Origin of the sequence: Janthinobacterium sp. FW305-128, assembly GCF_020858135.1 — a bacterium.
Lineage (GTDB): Bacteria > Pseudomonadota > Gammaproteobacteria > Burkholderiales > Burkholderiaceae_D > Janthinobacterium.
In genome coordinates, this window is the sequence record NZ_JACYMK010000001.1 from 450816 (window position 1) to 468413 (window position 17598).

Genomic DNA, 17598 nt, shown 5'->3' on the forward strand with positions numbered 1-17598 from the left:
TCCGGCTGCCCGTTTTTCGTTTTCGCGGCACCTACAAGGTAGGCGCCTGTTTTTTACCGTCTCATGACGCCATTACTATCAGGAACTTTCATGTCGCACGCTTTGCCTTTTGTCAGTTTGCCATCCTCTCACTCCTCACTGCGTCCGCTGGCGCAAGCTGCCGCGGCCCTGTGCCTGGCCGCCAGCCTGCCGGCGCTGGCGCAGCAGGCGCCAGCCATTCCCGCGACCGAGCAAACCATGCTCGGCGTGTCCGTCACGGCGGGGCGCGATGCGACGACGGAAGGCAGCGGCTCCTACACGACGGGCGTGAGCAACACGGCAACCAAGCTGAACCTGTCGCTGCGCGAAACGCCGCAGTCGGTCAGCGTGCTGACGCGCCAGCAGATCGACGACCTCGGCATCACGACCCTGGACGATGCCGTGCAGTCGATCACGGGGCTGGTCATGCAAAAAGGCAACTTTACGGGCGATTCGGGCAGTTTCAGCGCGCGGGGCTTTCCAATCGACAACATCCTGTTCGACGGCTTGCCTACCAGCCTGGGCGCGAACGGCACGTTCAATGGCGACAATGACGACCTGGCCATCTATGACCGCATCGAGGTGGTGCGCGGCGCCACGGGCTTGATGACGGGCAGCGGCACGCCCAGCGCGGCCATCAACATGGTGCGCAAGCGCCCGACGGCCACGCCGCAAGCGTCGTTCTCGGCCAGCATCGGCAGCTGGAGCAACTACCGCCTGGAAGCCGATGCGGCCAACGCGCTCAACGCAGCGAAGACCCTGCGCGGGCGCATGGTCGTCACGGTGCAGGACAAGAAGGATTTTGTCGACGTGCTGCATGGACGCAATCACCAGCTGTACGGCATCATCGAGGCCGATCTGCGTCCCGATACCACGTTGACCGTGGGCGCGCATTACCGCAAGACGGACAACGACGGCGTCTCGACGGGCGTGGTGACGGCCGCCGACGGCCGCTTTTTGCATTTGCCCCGTTCCACCTACCTGGGCAGCGATTTCGACGGCTGGCGCCAGACCGATAAAACCATCTTCGCCGAACTGGAACACCGCTTCGCCAACGGCTGGAAGGCCAAGCTGGCGGCCACGCGCAAGACGCCCGAGATCGACACGACGTTTTCCGGCATCAACCGCCGCGGCGACACCCTGCGCTTCAATTCGCAAAGCTACCGCGCCGAACTGGCCAACACCAGCTATGACGCCTATGCGAGCGGCAGCTACAGCCTGTTCGGCCGCGAGCACGAGCTGACGGTCGGTGCCAGCCACCGCCGTTCGTCGAAAAACAGCTATGGCGGCTGGGCGCCGTACAGCTGGGGCGCGGCTGCGCCCGTGCTCGACCCGTTCCACTGGGACGCGGGCAGCGTGGCGCGCCCCGTCATCAATTACGCGCAGTGGCGCACGGCCAGCATTACCGAGCAAAGCGGCGTGTATGCGGGCACGCGCCTGCGCCTGACCGAGCCGCTGTCGCTGGTGCTGGGCGGGCGCGTGAGCTGGTACAAGGACGATGCCGGCTACTCGGTGGCGCGCGAATTCACGCCGTACGCCGGTGTCGTGTATGACCTCGACAAGCAGCATTCCGTGTACGCCAGCTGGACCGAGATCTTCCAGCCACAGGCGTCCACCGATGCCAATGCGCGGCCCCTGAAACCGATCAGCGGCACCAACTATGAAGCGGGCGTGAAAGGCGAATACTTCGGCGGCGCCCTCAATGCCAGCGCGGCCGTGTTCCAGATCCGCCAGCAGAACCGCGGCGTGGACGACCTGGCCGGTCCGAATCCCTGCCCCGGCAGCACCTGGGGCTATTGCCAGCGCGCGTCGGGCGAAGTGCGCAGCGAAGGCGTGGAGCTGGACGTGGCGGGCGCGCTGACGCCGGACTGGCAGCTGTCGGCCGGTTTTACGTATGTGAAGGCGCAATTCACGCGCGACAGCGATCCGGCCAATATCGGCAAGGATTTCAACAGCCGCTATCCGCGCCAGCAGCTCAAGCTGGCCACCAGCTACCGCCTGTCCGGCGCCGCACAGGGCTGGCGCGTCGGCGCGTCGGTGTACGGGCAGGGCGCGACCGAGTCGAGCGACGGCACCTACCATCTGCGCCAGGGCCGCTATGCGATCGTGGGCCTGAACGCGGCCTGGCAGATCGACAGCCGCGCCGAGCTGCGCCTGAACGTCAACAATGCGCTGGACAAGCATTATTACCAGAGCATCTATTCCGATGTCTTCGGCAACCTGGCAGGGGCGCCGCGCAACGTGATGCTGACATTGAACTACAAACTGTAAACAATCACTTTTGAATGACCTATCTTGATGAAGGATGCATGGCTTATGGATGTGCAGTTGAATCTGGCCCACGCCAGTAATGGCGTGAGCCGGCGTATGCCACGGGGAGTGCCGCGATGATGAAGTCGGCCAACATGATGTTGTTTTCGCGCGTGCTTGCCGCCGTCTTTGGCGGCTATGCGCTCACGTCCGGCGTGGCCGTGCTTCTGGCGGCCATGCTGCCGCTGTCGCGCGCCGAAGCCGTGCTGACGGCGACCCTGAGCGCCTTTGTCGTCTACACCTGCGCCGTGATCTGGGTCTTTGCCGTGCAGGACCTGCGCCGCGCCTGGCTGGGCATGCTGTTGCCAGCGATCCTGTGCGGCGGCATCGGCCTGCTGCTGTCGCGGGGTGCCGCATGAGCGCCGTCAAGGTAGACAAAGTGGTGAAAACGCCGCAGCAGGGCGGCCTGCGCCAGGCCATGGCCTGGCTGCATACCTGGAGCGGCCTGTGGATTTCCTGGCTGCTGTTCGCCATCTTCCTGACCGGCACCCTGGCCGTCTTCGACGACCCGATCGGGCACTGGATGACGCCCGAACACGCGTTGGAAGAAGCGGCGCATGCGAACGATCCGCCGTTGCCGAAGGTCACGGACCGTGGCCACCGCCTGGAGCTGGCGCTCGACTTCATGGCCAAGGAACATCCGAAGGCGGACATGTGGGAAATCTGGCCCGTGCAGCGTCCCGGCCACGGCCTGTCCGCCTACTGGTTCCAGCCCAGCGGCGGCTATGGCTCGGCGGAGCTCGATCCGCTGACGGGCGCCGTCATCGAACATGCGCGCGAGGCAACGGAACGGGAAACCATCGGCGGTCACCATTTCGTCGATTTCCACTACGAGCTGCACGCGGGGCGCATCGGCGTCTGGATCGTCGGCATCACCACCATGATCATGCTGGTGGCGCTGGTGAGCGGCGTCATCACGCACAAGCGCATCTTCAAGGATTTCTTCACCTTCCGCCCGGCCAAAGGCCAGCGCTCGTGGCTCGACGCGCACAACGCCGTGGCCGTGCTGACCTTGCCGTTCCAGTTCATGATCGCCTACACGGGCCTGGCATTCTTCAGCGATGACTATGTGCCGGCCCCCGTGGCGGCGCAATACGGCATGGACAATCCCAAGAAAGCCTTTTTGAGCGACTGGAACGACGCGGGCAAACCCGTGAAGACGGGCCAGCCGCTGGCCATTCCCGCGCTGGAAGCGTTCGCGCTGCGCGCCGAGCAGTCCATCGGCCAGGAAATCCGCGCCGTGGTGCTGGACAATCCGAACGACGCCTCCATGCGCGTGTGCATGTACGGCTGGAATGAAGAGACGGACACGATGGAACGCATCAGCGCCAACACGGGCAGGGCCTGCTATGCGCTGGCCACGGGCGAGCAGACCGCCTTGCGCCTGCCCGGTGCGTCCGACACGGGCGGCGCGGGCCTGACGCGCTCCGTCATGTCGAATCTGCACATGGTGGGTTTTGGCGGCACGCCCATGCGCTGGCTGTACTTTTTCTGCGGCCTGGCCGGCACGGCCATGATGGGCACGGGCGCGATCATGTTCATGGTCAAGCGCCGCCAGAAGTCGGGCGGCGAGTTCGGCGCTTACACGCAGCGCGTCTACCGCGTCATCGAATGCCTGAACGTGGCGGCGATTGCCGGCCTGTCCATCGCCTGCGTGGGCTTCCTGTGGGCGAACCGTTTGATCCCCGTCGGCCTTGAGCACCGCGCCGGCTGGGAAGTGCGGGCCTTCTTCGGCATGTGGTTTTTGATGCTCGTGCACGCCTGCCTGCGCGCGGAAAGGCGCGCGTGGATCGAGCAACTGGGCTTGCTGGCCGCCCTGTGCCTGCTGCTGCCGGTGCTCAATGTCCTGAGCACGGGCGACAACCTGGCGGCGCAGATCGCGCGCGGCGACTGGGAAAGCGCCGGCGTGGAGCTGGGCAGCATGGCCTTCGGCCTGCTGGCCGCCTGGGGCGCGTGGAAAGTCCACCAGCGCAAGGAAAAACCGCTCAAAAAGACGGCAAGCAAGGAAACACCATCGGTCAGCCTGCACGTCACTACGGAAGGACAGTCATGATTAACACCATCCTGTGCGCGCTGGGCCTGTCGTATGCGGGCATGGCCAGCCTCTCGCTGGCGATGGACCGCCACCATGGCCAGGTCTGGGGCAGGGACGCGGCGCCGAACGTGCGGCGCGCGCTGCAGCTGGCGGGTGCCGTCCTGCTGGCGCTGGCCATCTGGCCTTGCGTGGCCGGCTGGAGCGCCACCGTCGGCGTCGTCGCCTGGCTGGGGTTCATTTCGGCCGGCGCGCTGCTGGTGGCCCTGCTGCTGCCGTATGCGCCCCGCTTGCTGTTGCGTAGTTCCCTGCTGGCAGCCGTCGCCGCGCTGGCAGGTCTTGTGACGTTCCTGCGGTGATGTCCACCGCTATTTTCAAGGATAGACCGATGTATTTTTCACGTTTGGCGACACCGTTTTACTGTACCTGTAACCGCAAGGCGGCTTCCTGATGGCGGCCCGACTGCCTTCGCGCCGCGCCCGCATCCTCGGCGGCGTGGTCTTGCTGGCGCTGTTCGGCGCCGGCGCACTGTGGGCCACGCGCGGCCCGGCCACCGTGTTCGACACGGCGCCCGTCAAGCGCGGCAATATCGAGGCCAGCGTCACGGCCATCGGCACCCTGCAGCCGCAAACCTATGTCGACGTGGGTGCGCAGGTGTCGGGCCAGATCACCCGCCTGCACGTGCAGCCGGGCAGCGCCGTGGAAAAAGGCCAGTTGCTGGCCGAGATCGACCCCAGCGTGCAGCAAGCCACGGTCGACGCGGGCCGTGCCGCGCTGGCGGGCTTGCGCGCGCAGCTGGCCGACCAGCAGGCGCAGCATCGCCTGGCGGGCCAGCAGCACGTGCGCCAGAAGCAGATGGCCAAGTTCGATTCGACGCCGCTGGCCGACCTGGAGACGGCCGAAGCCACCCTGGCCTCGGCCGGCGCCAAGATCGACCACCTGAAGGCGCAGATCGACCAGACGCAGGCCAGCCTGAAGGCGGACGAGGCGCGCCTCGGCTATACGCGCATCTACGCGCCGATGGCCGGCAAGGTGGTGGGCCTGGACGCGAAAGAGGGGCAAACCCTGAACGCCACCTACCAGACGCCGAACATCCTGCGCATCGCCGATTTGTCTGCCATGACGGTATGGACGGAAGTGTCGGAAGCGGACGTGCGCCGCGTGCGCCCGGACATGCCCGTGTACTTCACCACCCTGGGCGGCGACCAGCGGCGCTGGAGCGGCAAGGTACGGCAAGTGCTGCCGGCGCCGCCGGTGCCCGGTGGTTCCGCCGCCGGCACGGCCCTGGCGCCGTCAACCAGCAAGGTGATCTTGTATACCGTGCTGTTCGACGTCGATAACGCCGATGGCGAATTGATGCCGCAGATGACGGCGCAAGTGGTGTTTGTCACGGCAGCGGCGAACAATGTGCTGGCCGTGCCCTTGCCGGCCCTGAAACCATCGACGGAAGAAGGCGCCAAGCCGGGGCAGTTCACGGCCCGCGTGATGGATGCGGACGGCAAGGTCGATACGCGCGCCGTCACCGTGGGCGTGCGCAACCGCCTCAGCGCGGAAGTGCTGCAAGGCTTGCGCGAAGGCGAATTGCTGGTCACGGGCGAGCAGCCGGCCGGCAGCGGCAGCAGCAGGTTCCAGCTGTGAGCGCGATGAGCGAGGCCGCTTCTCTGGGACAAAGCGGAGAAGGCGGCCAGGCGGCGCCCCTGATCGAGCTTGCCGGCATCCGCAAGCGCTACGGCGGCCACGATGGCGCGCCGGCCGTGGAAGTGTTGCGCGGCTTGACCCTGGCTATCGGCGCCGGCGAATTCGTCGCCATCGTCGGTGCGTCCGGTTCCGGCAAATCGACCCTGATGCACTTGCTTGGGTGCCTGGACAGGCCCAGCGACGGCACTTACCGTTTCGCCGGCCAGGACGTGGCCAGCCTGAATCCCGATGAACTGGCGTGGCTGCGGCGCGAAGCGTTCGGCTTCGTCTTCCAGGGTTATCACCTGATCGCCACCGAATCGGCGCGCGAAAACGTGGAAGTGCCTGCCTTGTACGCGGGCATGCCGGCCGCGGCCCGCCACGCCCGCTCGGAAGCGCTGCTCAAGCGCCTGGGCCTGGGCGAGCGGCTCGACCACCGGCCGAATCAATTGTCGGGCGGGCAGCAGCAGCGCGTGTCGATCGCGCGTGCCCTGATGAATGGCGGGCGCATCATCCTCGCCGATGAACCGACGGGGGCGTTAGATAGCAGCAGCGGTGCCGAAGTCATGGCCCTCTTGGGCGAACTGGCCGACGCGGGCCATACCATCATCCTCATCACGCATGACCGCAAGGTGGCGGCCCAGGCGCGCCGCGTGATCGAGATCAGCGACGGCGAAATCATCGCAGACTCGGGCGCCATCGCCATTCCCGCCACATCGACGGCCCTGCCGCCGCTGGACATGTCGCGCGCCGCCCATGACACGGGCGCGTCGCTGGGCACGGAATTGCTCGACGCGGCGCGCGCCGCCTGGCGCGTGCTGTGGATCAACCGTTTCCGCACGGGCTTGACCTTGCTCGGCATCGTCATCGGCGTCGCTTCCGTGATCGTCATGCTGGCCATCGGCCTGGGCACGCGCCAGCAGGTGATGGCGCAACTGGGCGCCTTCGGCTCGAACCTGCTGTACATGGCGTCGCGCGGCGAAAGCTCGCGCATCCCCGGGCGCAGCATCACCCTGGCCGACCTCGATGCGCTCAAGGACGTGCCGGGCATTTCCCACGTGCTGCCGAATGTTACGGGCAACAAGGTGATACGCCACGGTAACCTCGACGTGCAGACCTATGTGCGCGGCACGGGGCCGGCCCTGCCGCAGATCCAGACCTGGCCCGTGGCCAAAGGCGGCTTCTTTACCGAGGAAGACGAGCGCGAGATGGCCACCGTGGCCGTGCTGGGCGCGCACCTGGCCGAAAAGCTGATGCCCGACGTGGCCAACCCCGTGGGGCAGAGCATCCTGATCGGCAACGTGCCGTTCCAGGTGATCGGCGTGATGAGCGCGAAGGGCGCGCTGACGGGCGAGAAGGATGAAGACGACGTGCTGCTGCTGCCGTTTTCCACGGCCGGCATCCGCGTCTTCGGCCAGCGCGAGCCGACGTACACGGTGATGGCGGTGGACGACGTCAAGCGCGTGACGGAGGTGGAGGCGGCGGTCGACGCCACCATGTTCGAGCGCCACCGCATCCGCGACTACGGCATAAGCAATGCGGCCGCGTCGATCGCCGCCGAAGCCAAGACGCAGGACAACATGACCATGATGCTCAGCCTGATCGCCGCCGTCTCGCTGGTGGTGGGCGGCATCGGCGTCATGAACGTGATGCTGATGACGGTGCGCGAGCGCACGCGCGAAATCGGCATCCGCATGGCGACGGGCGCGCGCCGGCGCGACATCCTGCGCCAGTTCCTCACCGAAGCCGTGCTGGTGTCGGTGGTGGGCGGCGTGGCCGGCATCGTGGTCGGCGTGACGGTGGCCGGCCTGCTGCTGGTCTGGGACGTGCCGGTGATCTTTTCGCTCAGCGCCATCGCCGGCGCATTTGCCTGCGCCGTGGTGACGGGGCTGGTGTTCGGCTTCATGCCGGCGCGCAAGGCGTCGGGACTCGATCCGGTGGTGGCGCTGGCGGGACAGTAACGCTTCATGCAGCCGGGCTTGCTGCTCCCGGATTCGCCTGTCTTTGCGCTGCTGCAACAGCGCCAAGGCAGGCTTTCCATAAAAAAGATTGCTCCTGACTCAACACACGGTACTATCTCCCCATAATAAGAAGCCGTGTTTCGCATAGCTGTGCCCTGACGGGCACACGTCAACCACCACAGGAGAACCCGATGCAGAAAAAATCAACCTTGAAGACCGGTATTGCCGCCGCCCTCATGCTGGCGTTCGGCATGGGCGCCGTGCAGGCGCAGGCGCAGGAAGTCGTGCGCCTGGGGAATTTGAAATTCGCCCACTACGGCGCCGTGTCGTACATCAAGGAAATCGCGCCCAAGTGCGGCATCAAGGTCGAAGAGCATGTCTTCGCCAAGGGCCTCGACGTGATGCAGGCAATTATCGCGGGCGAGCTGGACGTGGGCGCGACGGCATCCGAAGCGGCCATTTCCGGCCGCGCCGGCGGCGCGCCGATCTATGTGGTGGCCGGTTTTGCCAAGGGCGGCGCGCGCCTGGTGGCGGGCGCCGGGCAAAAGATCGCCAGCGTCAAGGAACTCAAGGGCAAGCGCGTGGGCGTGACGCGCGGCGGCATCCAGGAAGTGCTGCTGCTGGCCGAGCTGTCGCAGGCGGGTCTGACGTATTCGGAAACCAAGGGCAAGGACGTGCAGCTGGTGTTCCTCGCCTACGCCGACTTGAACCAGGCGCTGATGGGCAAGAATATCGACGCCATGATGCAGTCGGAACCGCAATCGTCGCAGGCGATCAACAAGGGTTTTGGCACCGAAGTCATCAAACCGTACGACACGCCGATCGGCGAGCCTGTGCGGACCATGGTGATGACGGAAAAGTTCTACAAGGAACGCCGTCCTGTGGCGGAAAAATTCATGCGCTGCTTCGTCGAAGCGACGAAAACCTTTATCGACAACAAGGCGACGGCGGAAAAGTATGTGCGCGAAGTCGTGTTCCGCGGCCAGATCACGAAGGATGACTTCGACGACGCGATCAGCAATTCGCCGTATTCGTACGACATCTCGCCCGAGCATATCCAGGTCACCACGGACGTGATGGTGAAAACGGGCGTGGGCCGCATGACGAAACCGCCTGTGGCCAAGGACTGGGTCAAGACGGACTTGCTGGAGCAGGCGAAAAAGAGCCTGAACGTGAAGTAAATCAGGCAACCATGTAAAAAACCTCCGTGCCAGCGATGGCGCGGAGGTTTTTTTTGTGGAGGCGTGGCCTTAGCGGGCGTTAAAACCCATCCAGCCTTTTTCCGTCTGCCGGAAGCTCAAGGTGTAGATGCGCGTCAGTTCATCGCCCTTCTTGAGCTGGCGGCTGATGATGGCGCCGTAATTGTCTTGCACGAGCTGGTCCGACCATTGCAGCAGGTTCTCGAAACGCTCGGCCGTCATCGCCGCCTGGCGCGCCAGCAGCGGTGCGGGAATCGCCTTCTTTTCCTGCTGCTGCGTCCAGAATTCGCGGAACACCTTGTTTTCGCCGCCCATGCCGCGCGCCATCAGGCCCAAACCCATGGTCATGCCCACGGAGCCGTCCGTCTTGGTCTGCGCTTCGAGCTTGTCGGCCACGTCGGCCAGCAATTCCAGGTAGCCCACCTTGGCGCGCAGCACGGCCGAGCCCTTGATTTCATATTGTTCGTTCTCTTTCCAGCCGTTCAGCTTTTCCAGCTTCGCGATGTCGAAGTACTCCTTGTACAGGTCATAGCCCTGGATCGAGGTACGGAAATACTCTTCGTACGTGGATTGTGACGGCGCATCTTTCATGCAGCCGCTTAATATAGTGCAGGCGGCCAGCAGCAGACAGGTCCAGGAAATTTTTTTGAAAGAAAACATGGCGATGGGGGCAGGTGGCGAAAAGTGAAAGATTGTTGCTCTATGGACATAATTATAGGGCTGGCTCATCCAGATGGCAACGTGGCCGCGACGCGGCGACCGTACATGGAAGGAAAGATTGCCGAAATCTTGAGGGTGCGCCACCCCGTCGCGCCCGAGGCACGATATCATGGCAGGCTTGCGGTATCGGCTGGCGGCGAATTGCCTGCAGCCCATACTGTCGCTTGAATCGCGCTTGCCGGCTATGGTGTAAACTTAAACTATGCAGATCTATTTCTTTTTCATCGCCGCCCTGTTGTATGCGGCGTGCGCGGTGCTTCCCTCGTCCCGTGCCCGGCTCATTGCCGGCCTGACCGGCGTCGCCTGGCTGGCGCACGCCGCCACCCTGTGGTTCGACCTGATGGCGCCGGGCACCTTGCGCTTCGGTTTTTCCGCCATGCTGTCGGCCGCGCTGTGGGTCTCGGTGGGCGCCTACTGGATAGAGAACCGCAATTTCAGCCTGGACGGCCTGCGCCGCATGGTCATGCCCAGCGCCGTCATCGCCATCGGCTTGGCCTGGGCCTTTCCCGGCAGCCAGGTCAGCATGGAAGGCAAGTCGGCCGTCTTCGGCTGGCATATCGCCGTGGCCGTGCTCGCCTACAGCACCTTGACGATCGCCGCCTTTCACGCCGTGCTGATGGCGCTGCAGGAATCGCGGCTGCATACGCGCAGCGAAAGCCGCGGCTTCATCGGCAGCGCGCTGGACCAGCTGCCCGCCCTGCTGACGATGGAAAAGCTGCTGTTCCGCATGATTGGCCTCGGTTTTATTTTGCTCAGCTTGACCGTGCTGTCGGGCATCGTGTTCTCCGAGCAATTATTTGGCAAGGCGCTCAACTGGGATCACAAATCCGTGTTTACCATGCTGTCGTGGTTATTGTTTGCCGCCCTGCTGGCGGGGCGCCGCTTTCGCGGCTGGCGCGGCAAGACGGCGCTGAGCTTTACCCTGGCCGGTTTCGCCACCTTGTTGCTGGCCTATGTCGGCAGCCGTTTTGTACTGGAAGTGGTTTTACACCGAGGATTCGCATGACACGTGTTTTATTCTGGCTGGCGCTGGTGTTCCTGGTGCTGTTTGCTATCCGCAGCAAGATCCGGGGCATGCAGCAGCGCGCCCGCGCGCAGCAGCCGCCGAATCCGTTTGCGCCGCCGGGCCGGCCGCAGGAATTGCCCGATGCCGAGCTGATGCTGTGCTGCGCCCATTGCGGCGTCTACTATCCGGCCTCGGAAAACGTGCAGGCCAAGGGTCACGATTACTGCAGCCACGCGCACGCCACCGTGTAAGGGCAAGCGCGCAGCTTCGCGCGCGTTGCTCATCCGTATCGTAACGACCTCCGGCATTCGTCCGGCGTAGCATCTGCAGCAGGCGGTTCGCCACCGCCATTGCAGAAAGGCGCGCTCCCATGTCCAGTCCCCGCACCAGCCAGCAGACCGTGACCACCACCGGCATGCCGCCGGCGCCACAACTGAGCGGTAATTCCTTGCCCATGCAGGCGCTGCGCGCGCAGATAAGCCGCATCGCCCGCTGCGGCGCGCCGGTGGCCATCCGCGGCGAATCGGGCACGGGCAAGGAACTGGCGGCGCGCGCCATCCATGCGCAGGGCGCGCGCGCCGGCTTCCCGTTTATCGCCGTCAACTGCGGCGCCATACCCGAAGCGCTGATGGAAGCGGAATTCTTTGGCTGCCGCCCGGGCGCCTACACGGGCGCGCTGCACGAGCGCCAGGGCTTGTTCCAGGCGGCCCATGGCGGCAGCCTGCTGCTCGACGAAGTCGACGACCTGCCGCTGGCCATGCAGGTGAAACTGTTGCGCGTGCTGCAGGAGCGCCGCGTGCGCAAGCTGGGCGGCAGTGCCGACGAAGCCGTTGACGTGCGCATCCTGTGCGCCAGCCAGCATGGCCTGGCGCGCGGCGTGGCCGCCGGCACCTTTCGCCAGGATCTGTTTTACCGCCTCAATGTGATCGAACTGGCGCTGCCGCCGCTGCGCGAACGGCGCGGCGATCTGCAGGTATTATGTGAGGTGATCCTGGCGCGCCTGTCGCCACGCCGGGCCGTGAGCCTGGCGCCGCCCGTGCTGGCGGCCCTGGCCGCGTATGCGTTTCCCGGCAATGTGCGCGAACTGGAAAACGTGCTGGAGCGGGCACTGGCCTTTGCCGACGGCGGCGTGATCGCGCTCGACGGGCTGGCCTTGCCATCCGGGGCGGGCAGCATGCCGTTGCGGGCGGCGCCGGCATTGCCGGACTTGCCGGAACGGCAACTGTGCCTGTCCGGCATGGCGGCATATGCCGTGGGCCCGGTCCTGCCGCTGGACGTGTATTTGCGTCAGGCCGAGCGCGACATGATCATGCAGGCGCTGGTCCAGGCGCGTTATCACCGCGCGCGGGCGGCGCGTCAGCTGGGCCTGAGCGTGCGCCAGTTGCGTTACCGCATGCAGAAATTGACGATACAGGAAGCATTACTTGATGAGCGGATGGACGATAGATGAAGACGGCTGGTGCGACGGCGCGCTGCGCTATGACTCGCCGTACTGTGATGCGCGTCCGGACGGTGCGCAAGTCGACTTGCTGGTGATTCATAACATCAGCTTGCCGGGTGGCCGCTTTGGCGGGCCGCATGTGTCGGACTTGTTTACGGGCCGGGTAGATTATAATGCCGATCCTTCCTTCGCCGACCTGCGTGGCTTGCAGGTGTCGGCGCACTTTTTTGTGCGGCGCGATGGTGCGTTGTTGCAATATGTTTCTACTGATCAACGTGCTTGGCATGCGGGCGCGTCCGTATTCGAAGGACGCCCGCAGTGCAATGGCTATTCCATCGGTATCGAAATGGAGGGCGCGGACGATGTGCCTTTCCAGCGGCGGCAATACCATGTGCTGGCGGCGCTGACGGCGGCGCTGGTGGCGCGCCACGGGCTGTCCCATGTGCGCGGCCACGAGCATATCGCACCGGGAAGGAAGACGGATCCGGGGCCGTTTTTTGACTGGCATTTTTATCAAGAGTGCTGGCTGGAAACCCTGCGCGGGCAGCCTGCGTTAGCGCTTACTTCGCGGGGATTGGGCTTTCCATCCATGCCCTGAAAAGTCAACCGAAATCGTATATGAAAATACAAAAAATTACGCCGGCGGATGCTGGAAAACTATTGCATCGCCCTTCGATGGGCACTACAATTAGTGCAGAAGTTGGATATAAAGACTATATCTAGTGCCATCACAGACGTTTTCAGAATTATTATCAAAGCTACCCGGATTGCTGATAAAGCACTGGAACTGGCGGTTTATCACCCTTGATCATGTTTTGCGCCAGCCGGGCAGTACGGTGTGGCGCTATGGATACTGACCTGTTTTATGCATTATAAATTTACTATTTAGCAACAAATACCTGAAGAAACCCTGACCATCGGGCGTTCTATTCAACAACACACGCGGCAGCAAAACTGCAGGCTGACTTTAGCTGACAACGGGAGCTTCAATGCAATCACCACAAGATATTTCCATCCATCCAACGCCAGTATCGCCAGCGCCAGGCGCGGCCAACAGCGTGGCGAGCACGGGCGCGGCATTGGGCGACTATCGCATCATCCGCCGCAACGGCGCGGTGGTGGCATTTGAGCCTTCGAAGATCGCCATCGCCATGACCAAGGCGTTTTTGGCCGTTAACGGCGGCCAGGGCGCCGCCTCGGCACGCATCCGCGAACTGGTGGAGCAACTGACGGACGGCGTCGTCGCCGCGCTGGTGCGTCGCCATCCGGGCGGCGGCACCTTCCATATCGAAGACGTGCAAGACCAGGTGGAACTGTCGCTGATGCGTTCGGGCGAGCACGACGTGGCGCGTGCCTACGTGCTGTACCGCGCCAAGCATATGGAAGAGCGCCGCCTGCAGAAGGAAGCGCAAGGCGCGTCCGCACAAGTTTCCGCACCACAATTAAATGTCACCGACAACGGCGTGCGCCGCCTGCTGGACATGCAGGAAGTGCGCGACCTGATCAACGCCGCCTGCGCCGGCCTGGAAAAGCACGTCGATGCCGACGCCATCCTGGCTGAAACGGTGAAGAACCTGTACGACGGCGTGCCCGTCGAAGAGCTGCACAAGTCGGCCATCCTGGCAGCGCGCGCGCTGATGGAAAAAGACCCGGCCTACAGCCAGGTCACGGCCCGCATCCTGCTGCACACGGTGCGCAAGGAAGTGTTCGGCAAGGAAGTGCCGCAAGCGGCCGCCGCCGCCGAATACCTGACGTATTTCCCGCAATATATCGCCAAGGGCATCGCCGCCGAGCTGCTGAATCCGGTGCTCGCCAGTTTCGACCTGGAGCGCCTGGCGAAAGCCATCGTCGCCGACCGCGACTTGCAGTTCGGCTACATCGGCCTGCAAACCCTGTACGACCGCTACTTCCTGCACATCCAGGACGTGCGCATCGAAATGCCGCAGGCGTTCTACATGCGCGTGGCCATGGGCCTGGCGTTGAACGAAGCGGACCGCGAAGCGCGCGCCATCGAGTTCTACAGCCTGCTGTCCTCGTTCGACTTCATGAGCTCGACGCCGACCCTGTTCAACTCGGGCACCCTGCGCTCGCAGCTGTCGTCGTGCTACCTGAGCACCGTCTCCGATGACCTGGAAGGCATCTACGACGCCATCAAGGACAACGCGCTGCTGGCCAAGTTTGCCGGCGGCCTGGGTAACGACTGGACGCCGGTGCGCGCCCTGGGCGCCCACATCAAGGGCACCAACGGCAAGTCGCAAGGCGTGGTGCCGTTCCTGAAAGTGGTCAACGACACGGCCGTGGCAGTCAACCAGGGCGGCAAGCGCAAGGGCGCCGTCTGCGCCTACCTGGAAACCTGGCACATGGACATCGAGGAATTCCTCGACCTGCGCAAGAACACGGGCGACGACCGCCGCCGCACGCACGACATGAACACGGCGAACTGGATTCCCGACATGTTCATGAAGCGCGTCATGGAAAAAGGCGATTGGACCCTGTTCTCGCCGTCGGACACGCCAGACCTGCACGACAAGGTCGGCAAGGCTTTTGAACAGGCTTACCTGGGCTACGAAGCCAAGGCCGCTGCCGGCGAAATCCGCGTCTTCAAGAAGATCGCGGCGCTGGACCTGTGGCGCAAGATGCTGTCGATGCTGTTTGAAACGGGCCACCCATGGATCACGTTCAAGGATCCTTGCAACATCCGCAGCCCGCAGTCGCACGTCGGCGTCGTCCACAGCTCGAACCTGTGCACGGAAATCACGCTGAACACGGGCCCTGACGAAATCGCCGTCTGCAACCTCGGTTCCGTCAACATGCCGGCGCACATGAAGGAAGGCAAGCTCGATCACGTCAAGCTGGCCAAGACCATCCGCACCGCCATGCGCATGCTCGACAACGTCATCGACATCAATTACTACGCCGTCGACAAGGCGCGCAACTCGAACATGCGCCATCGTCCGGTCGGCATGGGCATCATGGGCTTCCAGGACTGCCTGCACATGATGCGCGTGCCGTTCGCCTCGGACGCGGCTGTCAGCTTCGCCGACACCTCGATGGAAGCCGTCTGCTACTACGCCTACCTGGCGTCGACGGAACTGGCCGAAGAGCGCGGCCGCTATGAATCGTACGCCGGTTCGCTGTGGGACCGCGGCATCCTGCCGCAAGACTCGGTCAAATTGCTGGCCGAAGAGCGCGGCGGCTACCTGGAAGTCGATTCCTCGTCGGCCATGGACTGGACGCCGGTGCGCGAACGCATCGCCAAGTTCGGCATGCGCAACTCGAACTGCGTGGCGATCGCCCCGACGGCGACGATTTCGAACATCATCGGCGTCTCGGCCTGTATCGAGCCGACGTTCCAGAACCTGTACGTGAAATCGAACCTGTCGGGCGAATTCACCGAGATCAACGGCTACCTGGTGCGCGACCTGAAGGCGCGCGACCTGTGGGATGAAGTCATGATCTCGGACCTGAAATACTTCGACGGCAGTCTGGTGAAGATCGACCGCATCCCGCAAGACCTGCGCGACATCTACGCCACCGCCTTTGAAGTGTCGCCAAGCTGGCTGGTGGAAGCGGCTTCGCGTCGCCAGAAGTGGATCGACCAGGCCCAGTCGCTGAACATCTACATGGCTGGCGCTTCGGGCAAGAAACTCGACGAGACCTACAAGCTGGCATGGCTGCGTGGCCTGAAAACCACCTACTACCTGCGCACCATCGCCGCCACCCACATGGAGAAATCGACTTCCAAGACGGGCGCGCTGAACGCCGTGGCAGTCGACGGCGGCATGTCGGCCAGCGCACAGAGCGCCCAGGCAGCGGTCGTGGCGGCAGCAGCAGTGGCCGTGGCGCCGGTAGTGGCAGCGGCGGCGGATGACGCCGATGGCGAAGCCTGCTATCTGCGTCCCGGTGATGACGGCTTTGAAGAGTGCGAAGCCTGCCAGTAAGATTTTAGTTGTCAGCCCAGAACTTCTGGGCTGATTCAATGTTGTCAATGTCCGTATTGTCCGATTCAACGGGCCTGTTGCGGATCGCCGGCTCGCCGGCATGGAAAGGAAGAAGAATATGTCGTTGTCTTGGGATGATGAAACCACGTCGGCAGCTGTGCCGCGTCCGGCGCAGCAAGCGCCGTTGGGAAATACCGAATTGAACCTGCCGGCCGGCGCCGAGCCGTCCGAAGCGAATGCCGAGCAAGTGGCGCGCCGCGTGAATGCCGACGACAAGCGCATCATCAACGGCAAGACGGACGTCAACCAGCTGGTGCCGTTCAAGTACAAGTGGGCGTGGGACAAATACCTGGCCGGCTGCGCCAACCACTGGATGCCGCAGGAAGTGAACATGCAGCGCGATATCGAGCTGTGGAAAAACCCGAACGGCCTGACGGACGACGAGCGCCGCCTGGTCAAGCGCAACCTGGGCTTCTTCGTGACGGCCGACTCGCTGGCCGCCAACAACATCGTGCTGGGTACCTACCGCCACATCACGGCGCCCGAGTGCCGCCAGTACCTGCTGCGCCAGGCGTTCGAAGAAGCGATCCACACGCACGCCTACCAGTACATCGTCGAATCGCTGGGCCTGGACGAAGGCGAGATCTTCAACGCCTACAACGAAGTCAAGTCGATCCGCGACAAGGATGAATTCCTGATCCCGTTCATCAACACCCTGACCGACCCGGCCTTCGTTACCGGCACGGTGGAAAACGACCAGAAGCTGCTCAAATCCCTGATCGTGTTTGCCTGCCTGATGGAAGGCCTGTTCTTCTACGTCGGCTTCACGCAGATCCTGGCGCTGGGCCGCCAGAACAAGATGATGGGCGCGGCCGAGCAGTACCAGTACATCCTGCGCGACGAATCGATGCACTGCAACTTCGGCATCGACTTGATCAACACGATCAAGATGGAAAACCCGCAGCTGTGGACGGCCGCCTTCCGCGAAGAGATCAAGGATCTGTTCATGAAGGCCGTGGAACTGGAATACGCGTACGCGGAAGACACCATGCCGCGCGGCGTGCTGGGTCTGAACGCGCCGATGTTCAAGGGCTATTTGCGCTTCATCGCCAACCGCCGCGCGCAGCAGATCGGCATCGAGCCGCTGTTCGCCCAGGAAGAAAACCCGTTCCCGTGGATGAGCGAGATGATCGACATGAAGAAGGAACGCAACTTCTTCGAGACCCGCGTGACCGAGTATCAAACGGGTGGTGCGCTGAACTGGGAGTAATCCTTTTTCAGGCTACGCCAACA

The 17598-nt window shown here is 63.7% G+C and carries 14 protein-coding genes; 13 read left to right on the forward strand and 1 reads right to left on the reverse strand.

Features of this window, described 5'->3' with window-relative positions; genetic code table 11:
• Positions 1-90: 90 nt before the first annotated feature.
• The 7 genes from IGS60_RS02060 to IGS60_RS02090 all read left to right on the forward strand — a co-directional run bounded on the left by IGS60_RS02060 (position 91) and on the right by IGS60_RS02090 (position 9179).
• Positions 91-2289 carry a TonB-dependent siderophore receptor gene (locus IGS60_RS02060; protein WP_230502090.1) on the forward strand — a complete coding sequence of 733 codons (2199 nt, stop codon included), beginning with the start codon at positions 91-93 and terminating at the stop codon, positions 2287-2289.
• Between the two features lie 116 nt (positions 2290-2405).
• Positions 2406-2687, forward strand: coding sequence for a hypothetical protein (locus IGS60_RS02065; protein ID WP_230502092.1), 282 nt, complete (start codon positions 2406-2408; stop codon positions 2685-2687).
• Complete coding sequence (locus IGS60_RS02070; protein WP_230502094.1) at positions 2684-4381, forward strand: PepSY domain-containing protein; 1698 nt, start codon at positions 2684-2686, stop codon at positions 4379-4381. Before IGS60_RS02065 ends, IGS60_RS02070 begins: the two co-directional genes overlap by 4 nt.
• Positions 4378-4719: a DUF3325 domain-containing protein gene (locus tag IGS60_RS02075; protein WP_070218591.1), complete on the forward strand. Its 342-nt coding sequence runs from the start codon at positions 4378-4380 to the stop codon at positions 4717-4719. Before IGS60_RS02070 ends, IGS60_RS02075 begins: the two co-directional genes overlap by 4 nt.
• A gap of 91 nt (positions 4720-4810) precedes the next feature.
• Entirely contained in the window at positions 4811-5998 is a 1188-nt protein-coding gene (locus tag IGS60_RS02080; RefSeq protein WP_099410762.1) for an efflux RND transporter periplasmic adaptor subunit, read from the forward strand.
• A 5-nt stretch (positions 5999-6003) separates the two neighbouring features.
• Positions 6004-7998 carry a MacB family efflux pump subunit gene (locus tag IGS60_RS02085; RefSeq protein ID WP_230502678.1) on the forward strand — a complete coding sequence of 665 codons (1995 nt, stop codon included), beginning with the start codon at positions 6004-6006 and terminating at the stop codon, positions 7996-7998.
• 236 nt (positions 7999-8234) lie between these two features.
• Positions 8235-9179: an ABC transporter substrate-binding protein gene (locus tag IGS60_RS02090; protein WP_099410811.1), complete on the forward strand. Its 945-nt coding sequence runs from the start codon at positions 8235-8237 to the stop codon at positions 9177-9179.
• Positions 9180-9248: 69 nt separating this feature from the next.
• Here IGS60_RS02090 and IGS60_RS02095 read toward each other — a convergent pair whose 3' ends face one another.
• Positions 9249-9788, reverse strand: coding sequence for a hypothetical protein (locus IGS60_RS02095; RefSeq protein ID WP_230502096.1), 540 nt, complete (start codon positions 9786-9788; stop codon positions 9249-9251).
• A 331-nt stretch (positions 9789-10119) separates the two neighbouring features.
• Here IGS60_RS02095 and IGS60_RS02100 point away from each other — a divergent pair, with 331 nt between their 5' ends.
• The 6 genes from IGS60_RS02100 to IGS60_RS02125 all read left to right on the forward strand — a co-directional run bounded on the left by IGS60_RS02100 (position 10120) and on the right by IGS60_RS02125 (position 17575).
• The gene (locus IGS60_RS02100) at positions 10120-10923 is read left to right on the forward strand and encodes an inner membrane protein YpjD (RefSeq protein ID WP_070218587.1); all 804 of its coding nucleotides are present in this window, start codon (positions 10120-10122) and stop codon (positions 10921-10923) included.
• Positions 10920-11174, forward strand: a complete 255-nt coding sequence (locus IGS60_RS02105; RefSeq protein ID WP_070218586.1) for a PP0621 family protein — start codon at positions 10920-10922, stop codon at positions 11172-11174. The genes IGS60_RS02100 and IGS60_RS02105 overlap by 4 nt, the downstream gene beginning before the upstream one ends.
• A gap of 119 nt (positions 11175-11293) precedes the next feature.
• On the forward strand, positions 11294-12373 hold the full coding sequence (locus tag IGS60_RS02110; protein ID WP_306798455.1) for a sigma-54 dependent transcriptional regulator: 1080 nt from the start codon (positions 11294-11296) through the stop codon (positions 12371-12373).
• Complete coding sequence (ampD, locus tag IGS60_RS02115) at positions 12351-12962, forward strand: 1,6-anhydro-N-acetylmuramyl-L-alanine amidase AmpD (RefSeq protein WP_070310136.1); 612 nt, start codon at positions 12351-12353, stop codon at positions 12960-12962. The genes IGS60_RS02110 and ampD overlap by 23 nt, the downstream gene beginning before the upstream one ends.
• Before the next feature lie 391 nt (positions 12963-13353).
• On the forward strand, positions 13354-16305 hold the full coding sequence (locus tag IGS60_RS02120; protein WP_070218583.1) for a ribonucleoside-diphosphate reductase subunit alpha: 2952 nt from the start codon (positions 13354-13356) through the stop codon (positions 16303-16305).
• Positions 16306-16423: 118 nt separating this feature from the next.
• Entirely contained in the window at positions 16424-17575 is a 1152-nt protein-coding gene (locus tag IGS60_RS02125; protein ID WP_034780261.1) for a ribonucleotide-diphosphate reductase subunit beta, read from the forward strand.
• Positions 17576-17598: the final 23 nt, after the last annotated feature.